At 48.7% G+C, this 15,381-nt stretch carries 12 protein-coding genes; 4 read left to right on the top strand and 8 right to left on the bottom strand.

Going from position 1 to position 15,381, the window contains the following annotated elements; all coding sequences use genetic code 11:
• From treZ to ACOJTG_RS09610, 4 genes are all read right to left on the bottom strand, one after another.
• Positions 1–1,398, bottom strand: a 1,398-nt coding sequence (gene treZ / locus ACOJTG_RS09595; protein ID WP_420153620.1) for a malto-oligosyltrehalose trehalohydrolase, incomplete at its 3' end; no start/stop codon positions are given.
• 52 nt (positions 1,399–1,450) lie between these two features.
• The gene (locus ACOJTG_RS09600; protein ID WP_420153621.1) at positions 1,451–3,055 is read right to left on the bottom strand and encodes an alpha-amylase family glycosyl hydrolase; all 1,605 of its coding nucleotides are present in this window, start codon (positions 3,053–3,055) and stop codon (positions 1,451–1,453) included.
• Positions 3,056–3,093: 38 nt separating this feature from the next.
• Entirely contained in the window at positions 3,094–3,792 is a 699-nt protein-coding gene (locus tag ACOJTG_RS09605) for a DUF421 domain-containing protein (protein ID WP_420153622.1), read from the bottom strand.
• Positions 3,793–3,811: 19 nt separating this feature from the next.
• Entirely contained in the window at positions 3,812–4,504 is a 693-nt protein-coding gene (locus tag ACOJTG_RS09610; protein WP_420153623.1) for a DUF421 domain-containing protein, read from the bottom strand.
• A 458-nt stretch (positions 4,505–4,962) separates the two neighbouring features.
• On the opposite strand from ACOJTG_RS09610, the gene ACOJTG_RS09615 reads away from it, so the two are divergent.
• Positions 4,963–6,120, top strand: a complete 1,158-nt coding sequence (locus ACOJTG_RS09615) for an iron-containing alcohol dehydrogenase (RefSeq protein WP_420153624.1) — start codon at positions 4,963–4,965, stop codon at positions 6,118–6,120.
• A 154-nt stretch (positions 6,121–6,274) separates the two neighbouring features.
• On the opposite strand, the gene ACOJTG_RS09620 is transcribed toward ACOJTG_RS09615, so the two are convergent.
• Both ACOJTG_RS09620 and ACOJTG_RS09625 read right to left on the bottom strand, forming a co-directional pair.
• On the bottom strand, positions 6,275–6,733 hold the full coding sequence (locus ACOJTG_RS09620) for a hypothetical protein (protein WP_420153625.1): 459 nt from the start codon (positions 6,731–6,733) through the stop codon (positions 6,275–6,277).
• Positions 6,734–6,805: 72 nt separating this feature from the next.
• Positions 6,806–8,395, bottom strand: coding sequence for an alpha-amylase family protein (locus tag ACOJTG_RS09625; RefSeq protein ID WP_420153626.1), 1,590 nt, complete (start codon positions 8,393–8,395; stop codon positions 6,806–6,808).
• Positions 8,396–8,544: 149 nt separating this feature from the next.
• Between ACOJTG_RS09625 and ACOJTG_RS09630 the strand changes: the two genes are divergently transcribed.
• On the top strand, positions 8,545–10,338 hold the full coding sequence (locus ACOJTG_RS09630; protein ID WP_420153627.1) for a glycoside hydrolase family 15 protein: 1,794 nt from the start codon (positions 8,545–8,547) through the stop codon (positions 10,336–10,338).
• Positions 10,339–10,446: 108 nt separating this feature from the next.
• Here ACOJTG_RS09630 and ACOJTG_RS09635 read toward each other — a convergent pair whose 3' ends face one another.
• Entirely contained in the window at positions 10,447–10,755 is a 309-nt protein-coding gene (locus ACOJTG_RS09635; RefSeq protein WP_094815999.1) for a hypothetical protein, read from the bottom strand.
• 103 nt (positions 10,756–10,858) lie between these two features.
• Positions 10,859–11,818, bottom strand: coding sequence for a bestrophin family protein (locus tag ACOJTG_RS09640; RefSeq protein WP_420153628.1), 960 nt, complete (start codon positions 11,816–11,818; stop codon positions 10,859–10,861).
• 1,038 nt (positions 11,819–12,856) lie between these two features.
• Between ACOJTG_RS09640 and ACOJTG_RS09645 the strand changes: the two genes are divergently transcribed.
• Positions 12,857–13,618: a polysaccharide deacetylase family protein gene (locus ACOJTG_RS09645; protein WP_420153629.1), complete on the top strand. Its 762-nt coding sequence runs from the start codon at positions 12,857–12,859 to the stop codon at positions 13,616–13,618.
• Between the two features lie 413 nt (positions 13,619–14,031).
• Positions 14,032–15,141 carry a serine hydrolase domain-containing protein gene (locus ACOJTG_RS09650; protein ID WP_420153630.1) on the top strand — a complete coding sequence of 370 codons (1,110 nt, stop codon included), beginning with the start codon at positions 14,032–14,034 and terminating at the stop codon, positions 15,139–15,141.
• Positions 15,142–15,381: the final 240 nt, after the last annotated feature.

Consider the following 15,381-nt stretch of genomic DNA (forward strand, 5'->3'; position numbering starts at 1 on the left):
GAATGATTTGAAATCTTCCTTGCGGCCTTCCTGCACCATTTTGATTAAGTCCGGCTCCGAGTGATGAATGAAGTAAAAGAAAGGAGCCCGCTCGGCGTATTCTTCACCCATAAACAGCATGGGGACATAGGGGGCCAGCAAGAGAGCCGCCGACGCTACCTTCAGACGTTCGGTGTCAATGAGTGAGGAGAGCCGCTCGCCCAGCAGACGATTGCCCGCTTGATCGTGATTATCTATGAAAGCAATAAACTGGTCGCCCGGAATACCGGCTGAAGAGGCTCCGTACCTACGTTTTCGAAAACTGACGTATTCCCCGCTGTGCACAAAGCCATCGGTATAGGCCTTGGCGATCTGATCCATCCGGCCAAAATCGCCGTAGCGTTTCTTACCTTCTTTTTCATCCAAAACAGCGTAGAATGAATGATGGAAATCATCCAGCCACTGAGCCGTAAAGCCAAAGCCACCCGCTTCCGGTTTCTTCAGAATATGCGGACTGTTTAGATCACTTTCGGCAATCAGTGTAATCGTACGTCCGAGCTTTACTTCCAACTGATGCACTTTACTGTACAGGTAAGCCCAGAGGCTAACGGCCCCTTGGTCAAAAACTGTGTGAATGGCATCGAACCGAAGCCCATCGATGTGAAACTCTTCGATCCAGTACAAGGCATTCCCTACGAAGAAATCCCGAACACCATCCGAGTAAGCACCATCAAAATTCAGGGCATTGCCCCAAGGGGTACAGTACTTTTCCGTGAAATAGGGACCGTATTCCGACAGGTAATTTCCTTCGGGGCCCACGTGATTATATACGACATCCAGGTACACGGCAATACCTGCGGCATGACAGGCATCCACGAGTTTCTTTAGCCCTTCGGGACCACCGTACGAGTTTTGAGCCGCGTAGGGAAATACGCCGTCATACCCCCAGTTCCGACGACCAGGGAATTGAGCAATCGGCATAATTTCCAACGCGTTAATGCCCATGTCAGCCAGCTCCGTAAGTCGGGGTATGATGGCTTCGAAAGTACCTTCCGGGGTAAACGTACCCACGTGTAATTCGTAGATTACCACTTCCGGAAAAGGTACACCTCGCCAGGCAGCATCCTGCCAGGCATAGGCAGTAGGGTCAATTACCTCGGAAGGACCGTGTACACCCTGGGGCTGAAAGCGAGAACCGGGATCGGGATAAGACTGCTGATCGTCAGGGCGGAAAAAATACTGCGAACCTGCTGGTAGATCAGATACTTCCGCGTAAAAATACCCCTCGACTTCCGGTTGCATCTCGATCCTTCGGGATTGAGGGTGGACTATATCCAAGACCATGCGTTCCTTTTCGGGAGCCCATACCCTAAATGTACATTGATTGTTGCCTTGATAATCAGAACCAATTCTTTTCATGACTACGGGGATGTGTTGTTTAAATGCGGTGAAGGTGGAGAATGAATGTTAACTATGAATCGAGTCGGATCAATAGACCAGCGTCGCCGCTAAGGGTGATATAATCTTTAATGCGTTGGCCTTCATCTTCGGGGAAGGTGGCTATTTCAACGATACCTTCGAGCGTAATATGTTCGGCTTTGAAGTACGCAGGCCGATGAGTCAGGTTGAGAATGATCAGAAAGCGAGAACCCGTAGAAGCCTCACGAATGAAGGCGACTAACTGCTGATCGGAATAAACCGGAATGTACGAACCCCACATCAACGAAGGTTCAGATTGCCGAAGCTCGATCAGTCGCTTGTACAGCGTAAGCATGGCGTACGGATCACTTTTTTGCGTTTCTACATTTACGCGTCGATACGTATTGGCTAGTCGTAACCAGGGCTTAACCGTACTGAAGCCCGCGTAGTTTTCTTCGGTCCATTGCATGGGCGTACGGGCCGGATCGCGACTCAGATTTTTGTCGGGCATATTGAGGCCCTGTGGGTCCTGTACCTCTGCAAAGGGAATGGGTACATCCTGCATCCCTAGTTCATCCCCGTAATAAATGGTTGGCGTACCGCGGAGCGTCAGCAGTAACATCGCCGCTACCCGTGATTGCTGCATACCTACGCGGCTAGTAATGCGGGGCTGATCGTGATTACTGAGCACCCAGTTAGGCCAGCCGTGCTGGGGCAAGGCCCCTTCGTACTGACTAATGGCGGCTGCCAATTGGGGAGCTTCCCAGGGCAGGGTGAGCAATTGGAAATTAAAGGGCAGATGAGCCCCGTTGCCATCGGTACCGTAATACGACATCAGGCGTTGGATGGGGAGGTAAATCTCCCCGATCATCATACGTTCCTTATAGTGGTCCAGTACACTCCGCATTTTGCGGACGATTTCGTGTACTTCGGGCTGATCCGTTGAATACACGGCCAGTACCTTCTTGACGGTCGATTCATGCGGCTGGTAATCGGGATTGATGGGATTATCTCGGAACTGTTCATCCTTGATCATATGCCACATCACATCCACGCGGAATCCATCTACGCCTTTTTTCAGCCAGAAGTGCATGACGTCAAACATGGCCTGCTGTACTTCCGGATTTCGCCAGTTTAAATCGGGCTGCGAAGCCAGAAAGGCGTGATAATAGTATTGTTGGGTCGTCTCATCCCATTGCCAGGCACTGCCGCCGAACTCACTTAGCCAGTTGTTGGGCTCGGAGCCGTCGGGCCGGGCATCTTTCCAGAGGTACCAGTTGCGTTTGGGATTATCGCGGGATGAACGGGATTCCTTAAACCAGGGGTGCTGATCGGAGCTATGGTTGGGAACCAGATCCAGCAAGAGTTTCATATCCCGGGCGTGTACTTCTTCGAGTAGAGCATCAAAATCCTCTATGTTACCGAATAAGGGATGAATGCCTTTATAATCAGCAATGTCATACCCAAAGTCGTCCATGGGGGAAGGGTAAATGGGAGAAAGCCATACAGCTTTGATCCCTAGCCACTTTAAATAATCAAGGCGTTTGATAACGCCCCGTAAATCGCCAACACCGTCAGCATTACTATCTTGAAAGGAACGGGGGTAAATCTGGTACACAATACCTGATTGCCACCAAAGGGGATTGGCTTCGTTCATAAATTAGGGATTGGTTGAAGAAAAAAGCGGTAAAAAAACTATGCTTCCGGCTTAATGGGAGGTATCCAGTTCACGTCTTTACAATGATTACACTCATTCTCGGGTTTCAGGGGTTGAAACATGGTGTTTCCACAATTCTTGCAAACGAGTCGGTCATCGGCCTTGGGTTGCTCTTCAATAAGTTCCTGATCCTCATTAGGAATTACGGACAGACCCGGCTTCGGATTTTCGTTTTCAATAAGCGTGAATTTACCGTTGGCTTCGATGTACAGGCGTCGAACCTGACCCAGATGCAAAATACTGGCAGCCCGGAGTTCGGCAAAAAGGCGTTCGCGGGTAATGCGGGAATGCTGCATGGCTTTGAGTTCAAGCACCCCATCTTTCACCAGAATTTCCATATCATCCTGTGTAATCGCCTCAAATTTTTCATTTCGGGAAGCGATACGAGAAATCCAGCGTTGCCCCGCCACAATAATAATGGCAATGGCGATGGCGGGCAGTAATCCCCGGTCGGGCGAAAGTACGGGCATACCGATGGCAGCGGCCAGCGAAGTCAGAGCCGCCATTTCATTGCGGTTAAGCTGGGAGGCCATCCGCCGCCCCATGATTCGGATACAAACCATGAGCAGCAGGTACACAAAAGTCATCCGAATGATAACTTCTATGAAGTAACTAGCCGGCAATTCACCGTAAAAGATCCGGAGCCAGTCGTCAATTTTAATATCATCAGGATTCATACGATGCAGGAAGAAAGAATTAGAGAATAGCTGTACCCCAGTCTTCGGCCTGACAGTGCGGACACGGGCCGGGGTGAGTCTTTTTTTCGGCGGTTTTTCCGCAATTGCAGCAAACGGCTAATTCGGTTACTTCCCGCTGAATCGCATGAATGGACGTATCACTAACGTTCGGCGGCAGCGTAGATAAACCGGGTCGGGGTTCTTTTTCGGGATAAATACTAAATAGGCCACTGGCTTCCAGATACACCCGCTTTACTTGCCCGAGGTTGTAATACTTTTCGGTTCGCAAAACGCTAAAGAGCTGCTGATGCGAAATGCGGTTTCCCATCAGCTCGCTTACGTCCAAAACCCCATCTCTAACCAGAACGGTAGTAGTGCCCTGCATGATCATCTCTACCGTTTTATTTTTAAAACCCCACAAGGTGGTATATCGCTGATACAAGAGGGCACAAATCATGGCAAATATACCTAGCCCAATGCCCCGGTCCGGAGCCTGCATGGACGGGGAAAGGATGGCCCCCGTGGTAAGCATGACGCCCATTTCGGTAATGGAGAGTTGTCCATTCATGCGTTTGCCCAACAACCGCATCATCACCAACAAGAACAAATAGATAATCAGGGTCCGAAAGAGTACTTCCAGAAAAAATATGGGCGGAGCCATGCCCCACAGAATTCGGTTCCAGTCGTCGAGCTGGATATCACTCTTTTTCATGAGAATGTGGAGTCAAACGTAGTGAACAAGCCCAAAAAAAAGAATGCCTACCAGGGCAGTAGAGCTTTTCCCCGGAATGAGAAGAAAGAAGTTGAAAGAACCCCACGGATTACTGCCGAAAATAGCCTAAAACACAACCCCTAAATTTAGAGGGATGAGGTAAAACGGCCCCGAAAATGGGGGTTGACTATCAAGACGGTTCATTCTTAAAAAAGCGGCTTTTAAAAAAAGTAAAAATTATTTCCGTACGGGTGATAACCTTTCCTGTTTCCCGGTGATAAACCAGTAGAGCTGCTTGTTTTAACCCACACACGTACCAGTCAACCTTCAATCTTTGAACACCCGGCGGAGCGGTCCTTAGGATCGCTCCGCTTTGGTTAGGTCGCAGGCTTTTGGAACTAATCGTTTGCGGGCCACCGTTACCCGGCCAGTGAATACCCCAATCAACCGGTAAAGCCATGTTAAATTTTGAGTTTAAAAACCCAACCAAGCTTATTTTTGGAACGGGAAAAATTGCCCAGTTAGCCCAGGAAATACCCGCCGGTGCCCGCGTACTGCTGCTATACGGCGGCGGGAGTATTAAAACCAACGGGATTTATGATCAGGTTAAAGCGGCCCTTGCTAATTACGATGTCGTTGAATTTGGCGGGATTCCGGCCAACCCCGAATACGAAGTACTGCTGAAAGCCCTGTCGGTTATTAAAGAACAGTCCATTACGTATTTACTGGCCGTGGGCGGTGGTTCGGTTATCGATGGTACCAAATTTCTGGCTTCCGCTGCCTACTATACGGGTGGTGAGCCCTGGGATATTTTAAGCCAGTCGATTCGTACGGAACACGGCATGCCCTTTGGTACGGTACTCACCCTGCCGGCTACGGGTTCGGAAATGAACTCCGGAGCGGTTATCACCCGGGCCGAAACGCAGGAAAAACGATCGATGGGGGGGGCGGGTTTGTTTCCAGCGTTCTCCATTCTGGATCCTCAAGTGGTTCGCTCCGTACCGCAGCGACAACTGGCCAATGGGATTACCGACGCCTTTACGCACGTGCTGGAACAATACATGACCTATCCGGTCGGGGCTCGCTTACAGGATCGTTTTGCGGAAAGCATTATGCAAACCCTGATTGAAATCGCTCCCGTGATTATGCAAAACCCGGCTGATACCGATGCCGCTGGTGATTTTATGTACTGCTGTACGATGGCCCTTAATGGATTGATTCAGAAAGGGGTACCGACCGACTGGGCCGTACACGCCATGGGTCATGAACTCACAGCTCTCTATAACATTGATCACGCCCGAACGTTGGCTATCATCGCTCCGAGTCATTATCGGTATAACTTCCGCACCAAACGCGAAAAACTGACTCAGTACGGCCAACGCGTATGGGGTTTGACGGGACCTCCAGAAGAAGTGGCCATCCGGGCCATTGGTCGCACGGAAGAATTTTTCCACTCCCTCGACATCAAAACCAAACTCTCGCAGTACACCGAAAACTACGAAGGTACGGCGGAACGCATTGCGGAACGTTTCACGGAACGGGGCTGGCTGGGACTAGGCGAACACAAATCGCTAACGCCTCAGGATGTACGAGCCATTGTAGAAATGAGCTACTAAGGTTTACTATCAAACACAAGGCCCCCGGAAATTTCGATTTCCGGGGGCCTTGTGTTCGTACCCTTTTCTAAAGGTAAAGACCAGTGAAAGAAGCCTCCGATGCATAAAATCAAACCTGATACTCTAAATCAAACTTGATACTTCACTCAACCATTTACCGAGCCAATACAATACCCGCAAACGAAGCCAGCGAGGGCAGGGTAAATGTTACCGTACCTTTTTGATAGGAAAAAGGAAGCGAGCCTTGCTGACCCAGTACGTGAATTCGGCTGGGTTTGAAAGGACAAGCAATCTGGAAACGTAGTTGTGGTAGGGGTACGGGAGAAAAATACGTGTTACCGCTAAAACCGGTCAGATTGATCAGGTGTACAATCCAGCCATCACTGGATGATTGCTGCATTTTCTGAGGCGTGTTTTCGGTAAATTCCTGTACAATAACTTCCACCCGGTCGGGAGCATTGGTCTGGACGAGACGGCCCGCCGACGGATAGAGCCGGTCCAGCACGTCGAGCAGGAGATTTTTGTGTTGCTGATACCCGTGCTGATAATACAGGCGACCGAGGTTAATGGGTAATAGGGCATTGGTGCTTTTGCCGTAGGTTTTCAACCCCATGGCGTAGTAACCCGTGGGGTCATGACCGCCAATGATTTCGGGCGGACCGGGCCGTCCCTTCGCCCAAATGGGTCAGTAGGTGGTGTCAGCCGTTGAAAAATCGTACAGACCCAGGTTGAACTTCCAGAAGAGCATTTTCTGTTCCGGAAAGCGTTTAACCGGTGCCTGCCGCTCGGGAGTTAAATAGAAACCGCTCCCGTCGTGCTCGCCCTGCACCACTTTCGCCCCGAATAATTCGGCTAAGGCAACCGGGTTATCAGAAAGGGTACGGTTTGTCGCCAGCAGGCTGGTCCCTTGCTGACTGATCTGTTTTAACGCCTCCACCGAAGCCAGGCTCAGGTAGGTGAGGTCGGGAAGCAGCAACACCCGGTAGTTTTTCAGGTCCTGGACCCGGCGGGCAAGCTGCGAATCTTCAATAATGTCGAAAGGCAGGTGAGCTTCCTTGAGCATGAGTTGAAGGCCCCGGTACTCCTGCATGGGTAAACCGCTGGGCCAGGAACCCGGAGCAATCAAAGCAATGCGGGCTACGGAACGGTAGCGGCCAAAATACTTTTCGTAGGCTTTATGATGGGCGTAGACCTGACGGATGACCTTAAAATTTCGTTCGTCTTCGTAGCCCCGCATGTCACCCATCATGCTGATGTCCAGGCCTGAACCGTTGGCAATATTTTCGTAGAGGCGGATTTTAACCTCTTCCGGTTCCACGGCATTGTACCGCGACTGAAAGGAAATCTGCTGAATGCTGGCGTTACTGATGATGTGATCCGGATACGAGTGAACGGCATTATTGACATTATCCGATGCCGTATAGGGCCAGTAGGGAAGCGTAGTCGAGCTTTGGGATTCGTGGCGGATGATGTCCACGTACTCGTCCATGTATGTACAAAGGGCCACCTGCGGATTTTTGGACTTAATCAGTTCGTGCAGGCGTTTGGTCCAGTCATCGACGGTATATTTTTTAAAGGCTTCGTAGACCTTATATACGGAATCCCCTTTGTTTTCTTTCACTGGCAAACGGAGTCCCTGGCTGTAAGCAGCAAATCGCTTCTGGTCGTGTTCATTCTGATCAATGCCGTGGTATACGCCCTCGTAAGGATTATTGACCTGATACCCCGGCATATTCAGGAAAATACCGTCGATGGGAAAACGATCCATGACTTCGGCAATGATTTCAAAGGCCTTGGTCTGTACGTAGGGAGCGTTGATCGAAACCATTACCATATCCGTATTGTACACCCGTTCGCCCTTGGGAGATAGGTAACACCAGTCGGGATGAGCTTTGAAAATGCTTTCGTGCACCCGGCTGAAATCAAAGCGTACCATCACCCGGATGCCCTGCTGATGGCACTTTTGAATCAAATCATCCATCAGCGTGGGCGAGCGGAGGTAAGGATTCTGGTAGTGAAAATCTAGCTTCGTGGGATAAAAAGCCATGATACCGCCAATATTGATCAACAGCGTATTGGCCGAGCTTCGCTGCAGATCCTCCACGATGGAATCTGGCTGCATCGTAGCGGCTTCGTACGCGGGCATGTTGAACTGGATCACGCGGAGATTATTGGCTTTCCACCAGGGCATCGACCGGGGCCAGTCCGTATGGGATTGACCGTAGGCCATACTTCCCAAGAGAAGCAGGATCAGAGGAATGAATCGTTTTAACATGTATAGAGGTTAGCGTTTCCGACGAAAATAGCGGAAAATCAGCAAAGCCTGCTTCCAGCCGACCCAAAAACAAAACCCGCCCGCCATCCGTTGACACTTATCATCTGCCAATCCCCTCGGAACGAACCCACGCGTTCGTCGCTATTCGTATGAATCAGACACCCATCGATCAACACGGCTTAATCGGAAACATGAATACGGCGGCTCTGGTCTCCTGCAACGGAACCATTGATTTTCTATGCCTGCCCCGGTTTGATTCACCCACGGTATTTGCCCAACTACTCGACCCGGAAAAGGGCGGTTACTTTTCCATCCGGCCCACGTTTTCGGATTTAACCTACAAGCAGCTTTACCTAACGGATACGGCTATACTGGTGACCCGCTTCTTCTCCGATTACGGCATTGCCGAACTGACGGACTTCATGCCCGTGCACGAAGAGGGTTCCCGGATGACGGTTATTCGTAAGCTAATGGCCGTACGCGGAAACATCGAGTTTGAAATCCAGTGTAAGCCCCGTTTTTCGTACGGTCGAATCAGCCACGAAGCTCAGACGAACGAAATGGGAATCCGGTTTACGGATGCGGACGATCAGGAGTTACAGTTGTACAGCGAAATTCCGCTGGAGCTATCCGAATCAGACGTCGTATCGCGATTTCAACTGGAGGAAGGCAAAACATTATGCTTTATCCTCTGCGAGGAGAGCAAGCTTTGTGAGGAAAATAAAACGCCCGAATCCAGTATCGCTGACTTATGTAAAACCTACTACGACGCCACCCATGCGTTCTGGAAAACCTGGACCCGTCAGTCTACTTATAAGGGGCGTTGGCGGGAAATTGTGATTCGCTCCGCCATTACGCTGAAACTCATGTCCTCGCATGAACACGGCTCGGTAGTCGCGGCTCCTACCTTCGGCTTGCCGGAGAGCTTGGGCGGGGAACGCAACTGGGATTATCGCTACGCCTGGATACGGGATTCGGCTTTTACCATGTTTGCGTTTCTGAAACTGGGGTTCCTGGATGAAGCCCGGCGGTTTATGGATTGGGTGGAGCACCACTGCCTCAACGAATCCCTGAAACTGATGTACACCATTGACGGACAAACGCCGCCGGAGGAAGAGGAACTCAGTCATTTTTCGGGTCATAAAGATTCCAAACCCGTTTTGATTGGAAATGGAGCGGTTACGCAGCGACAAATGGACATTTACGGGGAGCTGATTGATACCATCTACCTGTTCAACAAATACGGCGGCCATATTACGTACGAGTTCTGGAAAAAACTGAGCAAAGAAGTCGAATTTGTCTGCGGGCACTGGCGACTCCCCGATCACGGGATGTGGGAAATTAGGGGGGAAGAAAAACAGTTCCTGCATTCATTCATGATGTGCTGGGTAGCCCTGGATCGGGCCATTCGCATTGGGGATGAACGCTCGTTCCCCTACCCACGGGAGCAGTGGTACCGGGTACGCGATGAAATCTACGACTTCATTTTCAAGGAATTCTGGTGTGAGGAAAAAGAAGCTTTCGTACAGGTTCGCGGCGGACATGCCCTGGATGCCTCCGTACTGTTGATGCCCCTGGTTCAGTTCATCACGCCCAATGAACCCCACTGGCAGAAAACCATGCTGGCCATCGAACGCGAACTCAAACTGGATGTACTCATTTACCGGTACCGCAACGAAGAAACGCAGATTGACGGACTGGATGGAGAAGAAGGGACGTTTACGATGTGTTCATTCTGGTTTGTAGAATGTTTAACCAAAGGGGGACAGATTGAGCGAGCTAGTAATTTCTTTGAGAAAATTCTCGGCTATGCCAATACCCTCGGCCTGTTTTCGGAACAGCTCAGTAAACGGGGCGAGCAGCTGGGAAATTATCCGCAGGCTCTGACGCACCTCGCTCTGATTACGGCAGCCATTGAACTGGACCGAAACCTGGGTAGCTAACCCACTAGAAATGGATCAGGCGGCTAGGTAAAGCCTAGCCGCCTGATCAACGAGCCGAAGGATTACCCCTCGTATAGCAAACTTCTGGTAACTGAGAAAATAAGCTAGCTATGCTTCAGGCTGAGGCTGATTTTGTTTCTCCAAAGCCTGCCGTAATTGTAGGTTATCCCGCGAAAGCGATTCAATCTGCGATTTTAAAAAGGCAATCTGGTGTAGCAGGGCGTCGACGGTACGCTCGGTTTCCTGCCAAGGAGCAGCGGTATCAAGTGTATCCGCCTGGTGTGAATACGCCCGGCAGGTAGATGAACAGAACTTAGCCGTTGAGCGGGAGGCGAAAAAGGGCGTACCGCACCACTGGCAGGTTTTTTCGAAGATTTTCGCGTTATGCTTGAATCCTTCCTTGCTTAAACGGGGCATAGGCGTAATGGTCAGTGAGCCCTAAAGGTACTAAAATTGTCATAACGCCATGGCAACGTTAATTATTTTTCTTTCCCGCCCTGCTTTGGGGCCCTATTCTTCCTTATAGTACGATTCCTTTTACGGCTGGTTGCGGTTTGGGCAGGTCTTTGTCTCCCCAATGTTCTTTCAGGTTAGTTTCGATGGTTAAACTCATGGCCGTCATCGGAATGCCTTCCATCCGGTTTTCAAACGGATCCTCAATGCGTTCGCCCAGCAGATCCAGCGTCAAAAAGACAAAGGAAATAATAACGGAGACAGGCATACTGGCCCAGCCGATTTCCTCCACGAAGACAAAGGGTAGGAGAGAGGCGTGGATAAATACGAAGACGCGGGAGGAAAAACTGTACTGCCGGGGAAAGGGAGTATTCTTAATCCGTTCGCAACGACCCTGAATGTTATTGAATTCAACCAGAATTTCTTCCACTTTGGTAAATCTGTAGTCCGAGAGCCAGCCTCTTTGGTAAGCTCGTTTCAGATCTTCGCCCTGCAAGTTGAGCAGGTAATTAGGCGGGTTATTTTTTTTGCAGAATACCTTATACTCCGACGCAGACAGAAATGATTCCGTATCGGAGTATTCATTACGGTCTTCATACATTTCCTCCAGGTCGGTTTTATTGTAAGGTTGAGGTCGGCGTAAGAATACGCGTAGTGCATGAACGAAAGCCATGTGCCGGTAGACCATCCGATGTTGCAGTTCACGAACTTCAGCGGCTTGCTCGGCATCCTCGGGAATAATCATGATCAGTACTTCCCGGGCCCAGGCCCGACTATAGTTAACTAACAAGCCCCAGACCTGCCGAGCTTCCCACCAACGATCATACGCATTATTATTCTTGAAGCCCAGAAAAATAGATAGAGCCGTACTAATGGCGGTGATCGTGGTGAAGGGCAGGTGTAAGTGAAAAAGATTGTAATAATCGTGTAATAGATAGACGGCAACGGAAAGCAACGTATAATAGGTCAGTCCTTTCCAGGTATAATGGAAGATAACTTTCCATCCAATATTTCGATTAATGAACATACGTTTTAAGGCAAGCGAAGGCAACTACGTTTTGTGTAGAATTTTCAGCATTAAAAGATTTAATGCAGGATATTAACGTAAAACGGAATCAAAAGTTTTTAATACAGTAAGATAGAGAAAACTAGGATGAATGTAGGTAAAGTATATAGTATAATTAAGGATAAGTCTACGAATGGCAAAATCATAAAATAAGATATTATAACGTTTCTATTACGTTATAATAATCGTGTAAAATTTTATGCTCATATAATTCTTTCTCTATTTATTATACCATATCTATATACTCAAATCATTCAACCTTTTAAATCCTATTCCATTAAAAGGCTGCATGATTATCTCACCGAATGGCTTGCGTGAAGAGTACGCCCTGTTGATCCTCTACTCCAAAGAAAATACGCAGAGCTGTGCGACCTTCTGGCTCTTTTCCCAAGCATAACGGCATTGCTTTTGAACGGCGGCAATCTCTGTAGCATTGGCTGGCCTTTTGAAATTTTTGCCGGAATAACAACTGTACGCACCCCGGTAGGTTCCTTGTTGCGGCGTAAGGATGAAGGTCTGATCGCCCAGCTGCATATTACCTTTCTAATACGTGTAGGAACTAGTACAGCAATGGTAATAGGTTGCCGAATTTCGAACGTACCATTAGCCTGTAGATGCAAAGCCATCGCCTGCTCATTGGCGGCTCCCTTGTAACTGCCGTCGGTTCCCCAAAAGCTGGTTGGAGAAAAGCGGCCGTAACTCCATTTGCCCGTGGGTGGCGAACTGGCCCCTCGCGTTGTGGTACTGAAAATAAATCCGAGTATCAAAAACTGTTTAAATGAAAAAATCATAAGGATTGGGTAAAGGAAAACGGTTGTTTTGAACGCAACCTAGAACAACCGTTTTCCTTTACCCAGTCCTATCCGCTTCAACGGTCTGGAATTTCTGCTGAATTCCATGATTCTTGGTTGAATTGTACCAGAAACTTTCCCTAATATTATTTCATGGGCGTATTTAGCACCTGTCTAATCTATTTGTTTGGAGGAAAAATTGACTCGTATGAACTCTTGCTGGTTTGCTATCTTTTCAACGCTGTTCCTGCAACCGGTACTGGCCCAGAAGAAGATCTGTATCACAATCGATGATTTGCCGGGCGTGGCTTATCATCCACTTACGGCGGCAGATCAGGAGTTACTCACGCAGCAATTGCTGGCAACGCTGCAAGCCTACCGCGTTCCCGCCGTAGGGTTTGTTATTGGCAATCAGTTAGTAAGCAATCAACAGATTGATCCGGAAAAACAAGCTCTTTTACAACGGTGGTTGGGGGCGGGAATGGAATTGGGTAATCATACCTTTGCTCATCGGGGCCTTAATGCGATTTCAGCACAGGCTTATCAACGGGATGTCTGGGAAACCGACGCCTTGTTACGACCCTGGTTAACTCGCCAAAATCAACCCTTGCGGTACTTCCGTCATCCGTATTTGCAACGCGGTAATACGCTGGCTAAACGCGATTCGCTAGTTTCCTATCTGGCTCACTTACATTATCAGGAAGCCCCCGTAACCATTGATAATGGGGATTACCTATTTTCGAAAGCCTACGAAAAAGCGGGTTTAGCTGATTCGATTGGGCAGCAGTACGTGCACTATATGCTAGACGTAGTGGACTACTATGAATCACAAACCCAGGCTTTACTAAACCGACCCATGGCCCATATTCTGGGCATCCATGCCAATCCGATCAATGCTCGTTATTTAAGCGTTTTGTTGGCGAGACTACGTGAGCGGGGTTACCAGTTTATTTCCCTTCCGGATGCTTAACAGGATTCTGCGTACCAAATGACGGATAGCTACGTTGGCGGAGCCGGTATTTCCTGGATTCATCGCTGGGCCCTAAGCCAGGGTAAAAAAGGAGCATTTTTCAAGGGCGAACCAGAGGTGCCAGTATCCATTGCAGAACTTGCCGAGGCAAAATGAATTAATACTACACTTCTCACTTTATTTGATAGGCTTAGATTTCCTTGTTGTAATCTAAGCAAGGGTGGGATAGGGTCAAATCGGTAATTAAGAGTTACGGATTAACGTTCTTACTATTTAACATAAGTTGAATTATACAACAAAGTATAGTATCCTAAAAATTCCAATACTCCATCTCTTTTAAACTTATAGATCTACTACTCGTATCTTTATCCAGTTTAGATCTTACTGCCTTTACGCGTTAACATACCTTCTGCATGCGACTCTTTATTTTTATTCTGGCTATCCTAACAAGCATCAACGCGTGGGCTCAGGAATCGGATTTTGATCGAGAAATGCTCGTACAGATGAAGCGGTTGCAACTACCGGGTCTGGCCGTTGCGAAGGTGGAAGCGGGTAAAGTCGCCTGGTCCGGTTACTACGGCTATCAGAATCTGGAGCAGCGGATTCCGGTTTCTGCTCAAACCGTTTTTCATATTGCTTCCCTAAGCAAACCCATCACGGCAGCAGCCCTCATGCAGCTCAGCGGACGGGGTTATTTTTCACTGGATGATGCCATTAACCGCTTTTTACCGTTTTCAGTGAAAAACCCTCATCGGCCTAATCAACCCATCACTTTCCGCCATTTACTACGCCATCGCTCCTCTATTCATGATGATCTGGATTACCTGCTGCCCTTTTGGGAGACAGCGTATCAGGGCCCGCCGCTTGACTTAGAACCTTTTTTACGAAACTATCTGACTCCCCGGGGTACTAACTATCGACCCGAAAAGAACTTCATTCCGGCAACTCCGGGCAGTACGTTTGATTATTCAAACATGGGGTATGCTATCCTGGGCTACTTAGTAGAAAAAATCTCAAAGATGCCCTTTGATGCCTACTGTCAAAAAAACTTGTTCGCACCGCTGGGCATGAACCAAACCGCCTGGTTTCCTAACCAGTTGGATTCTAGTACGCTGGCAACGCCCTATGTATTCTCTGACTCCTTGCAAGCCTATCAACCGCAACCGCAACGTACGTTTCCCGATTATCCAGCTGGCCAATTACGTTGTAGTCTGGACGATCTCGCTACATTTCTGATCGGCTGGACTAGTGATGGTACTTTTCAGGGGAAAACCATTATTGACAGCGGAGCCGTGCAAACACTTACCCCGAAAGATATGAGTCTGGGTTTTCACACCTGGTTTATGTATATATTCAATACCGAAACGCCGATGTACAGTCACAATGGCCATGAACCCGGTGTATCCACGTATATGCTGTATGACCCCTTCTCAAAAAAGGGTTTAATTATTTTATCCAATGGTGATCTCACTTCTTATACCGATTGGCGGAAGCTAATCGACTTTTGCTATCGAAGGCCTTAGTGAGTACTGGATGTTTTGAAACACATCTTACAGATCAATCCTTAAAAGTCGTCAAGTCCTTTCCTAGTTAACTCATAACTAGTATCAGTTTACCAGCACGCATCCCCTCCTCAACATCTGAAAGGTTAGAATTGTATCAGTATTCGCGAAACGCAAGCCTAAGATTCCATGGCCTTTCGAGCAAATTTGCAAAGGTTCTCCGGTCGAATACGGATTTGCCAGTCATTTATAATGCGTACT

This window comes from Siphonobacter sp., from assembly GCF_048595215.1.
Lineage (GTDB): Bacteria > Bacteroidota > Bacteroidia > Cytophagales > Spirosomataceae > Siphonobacter.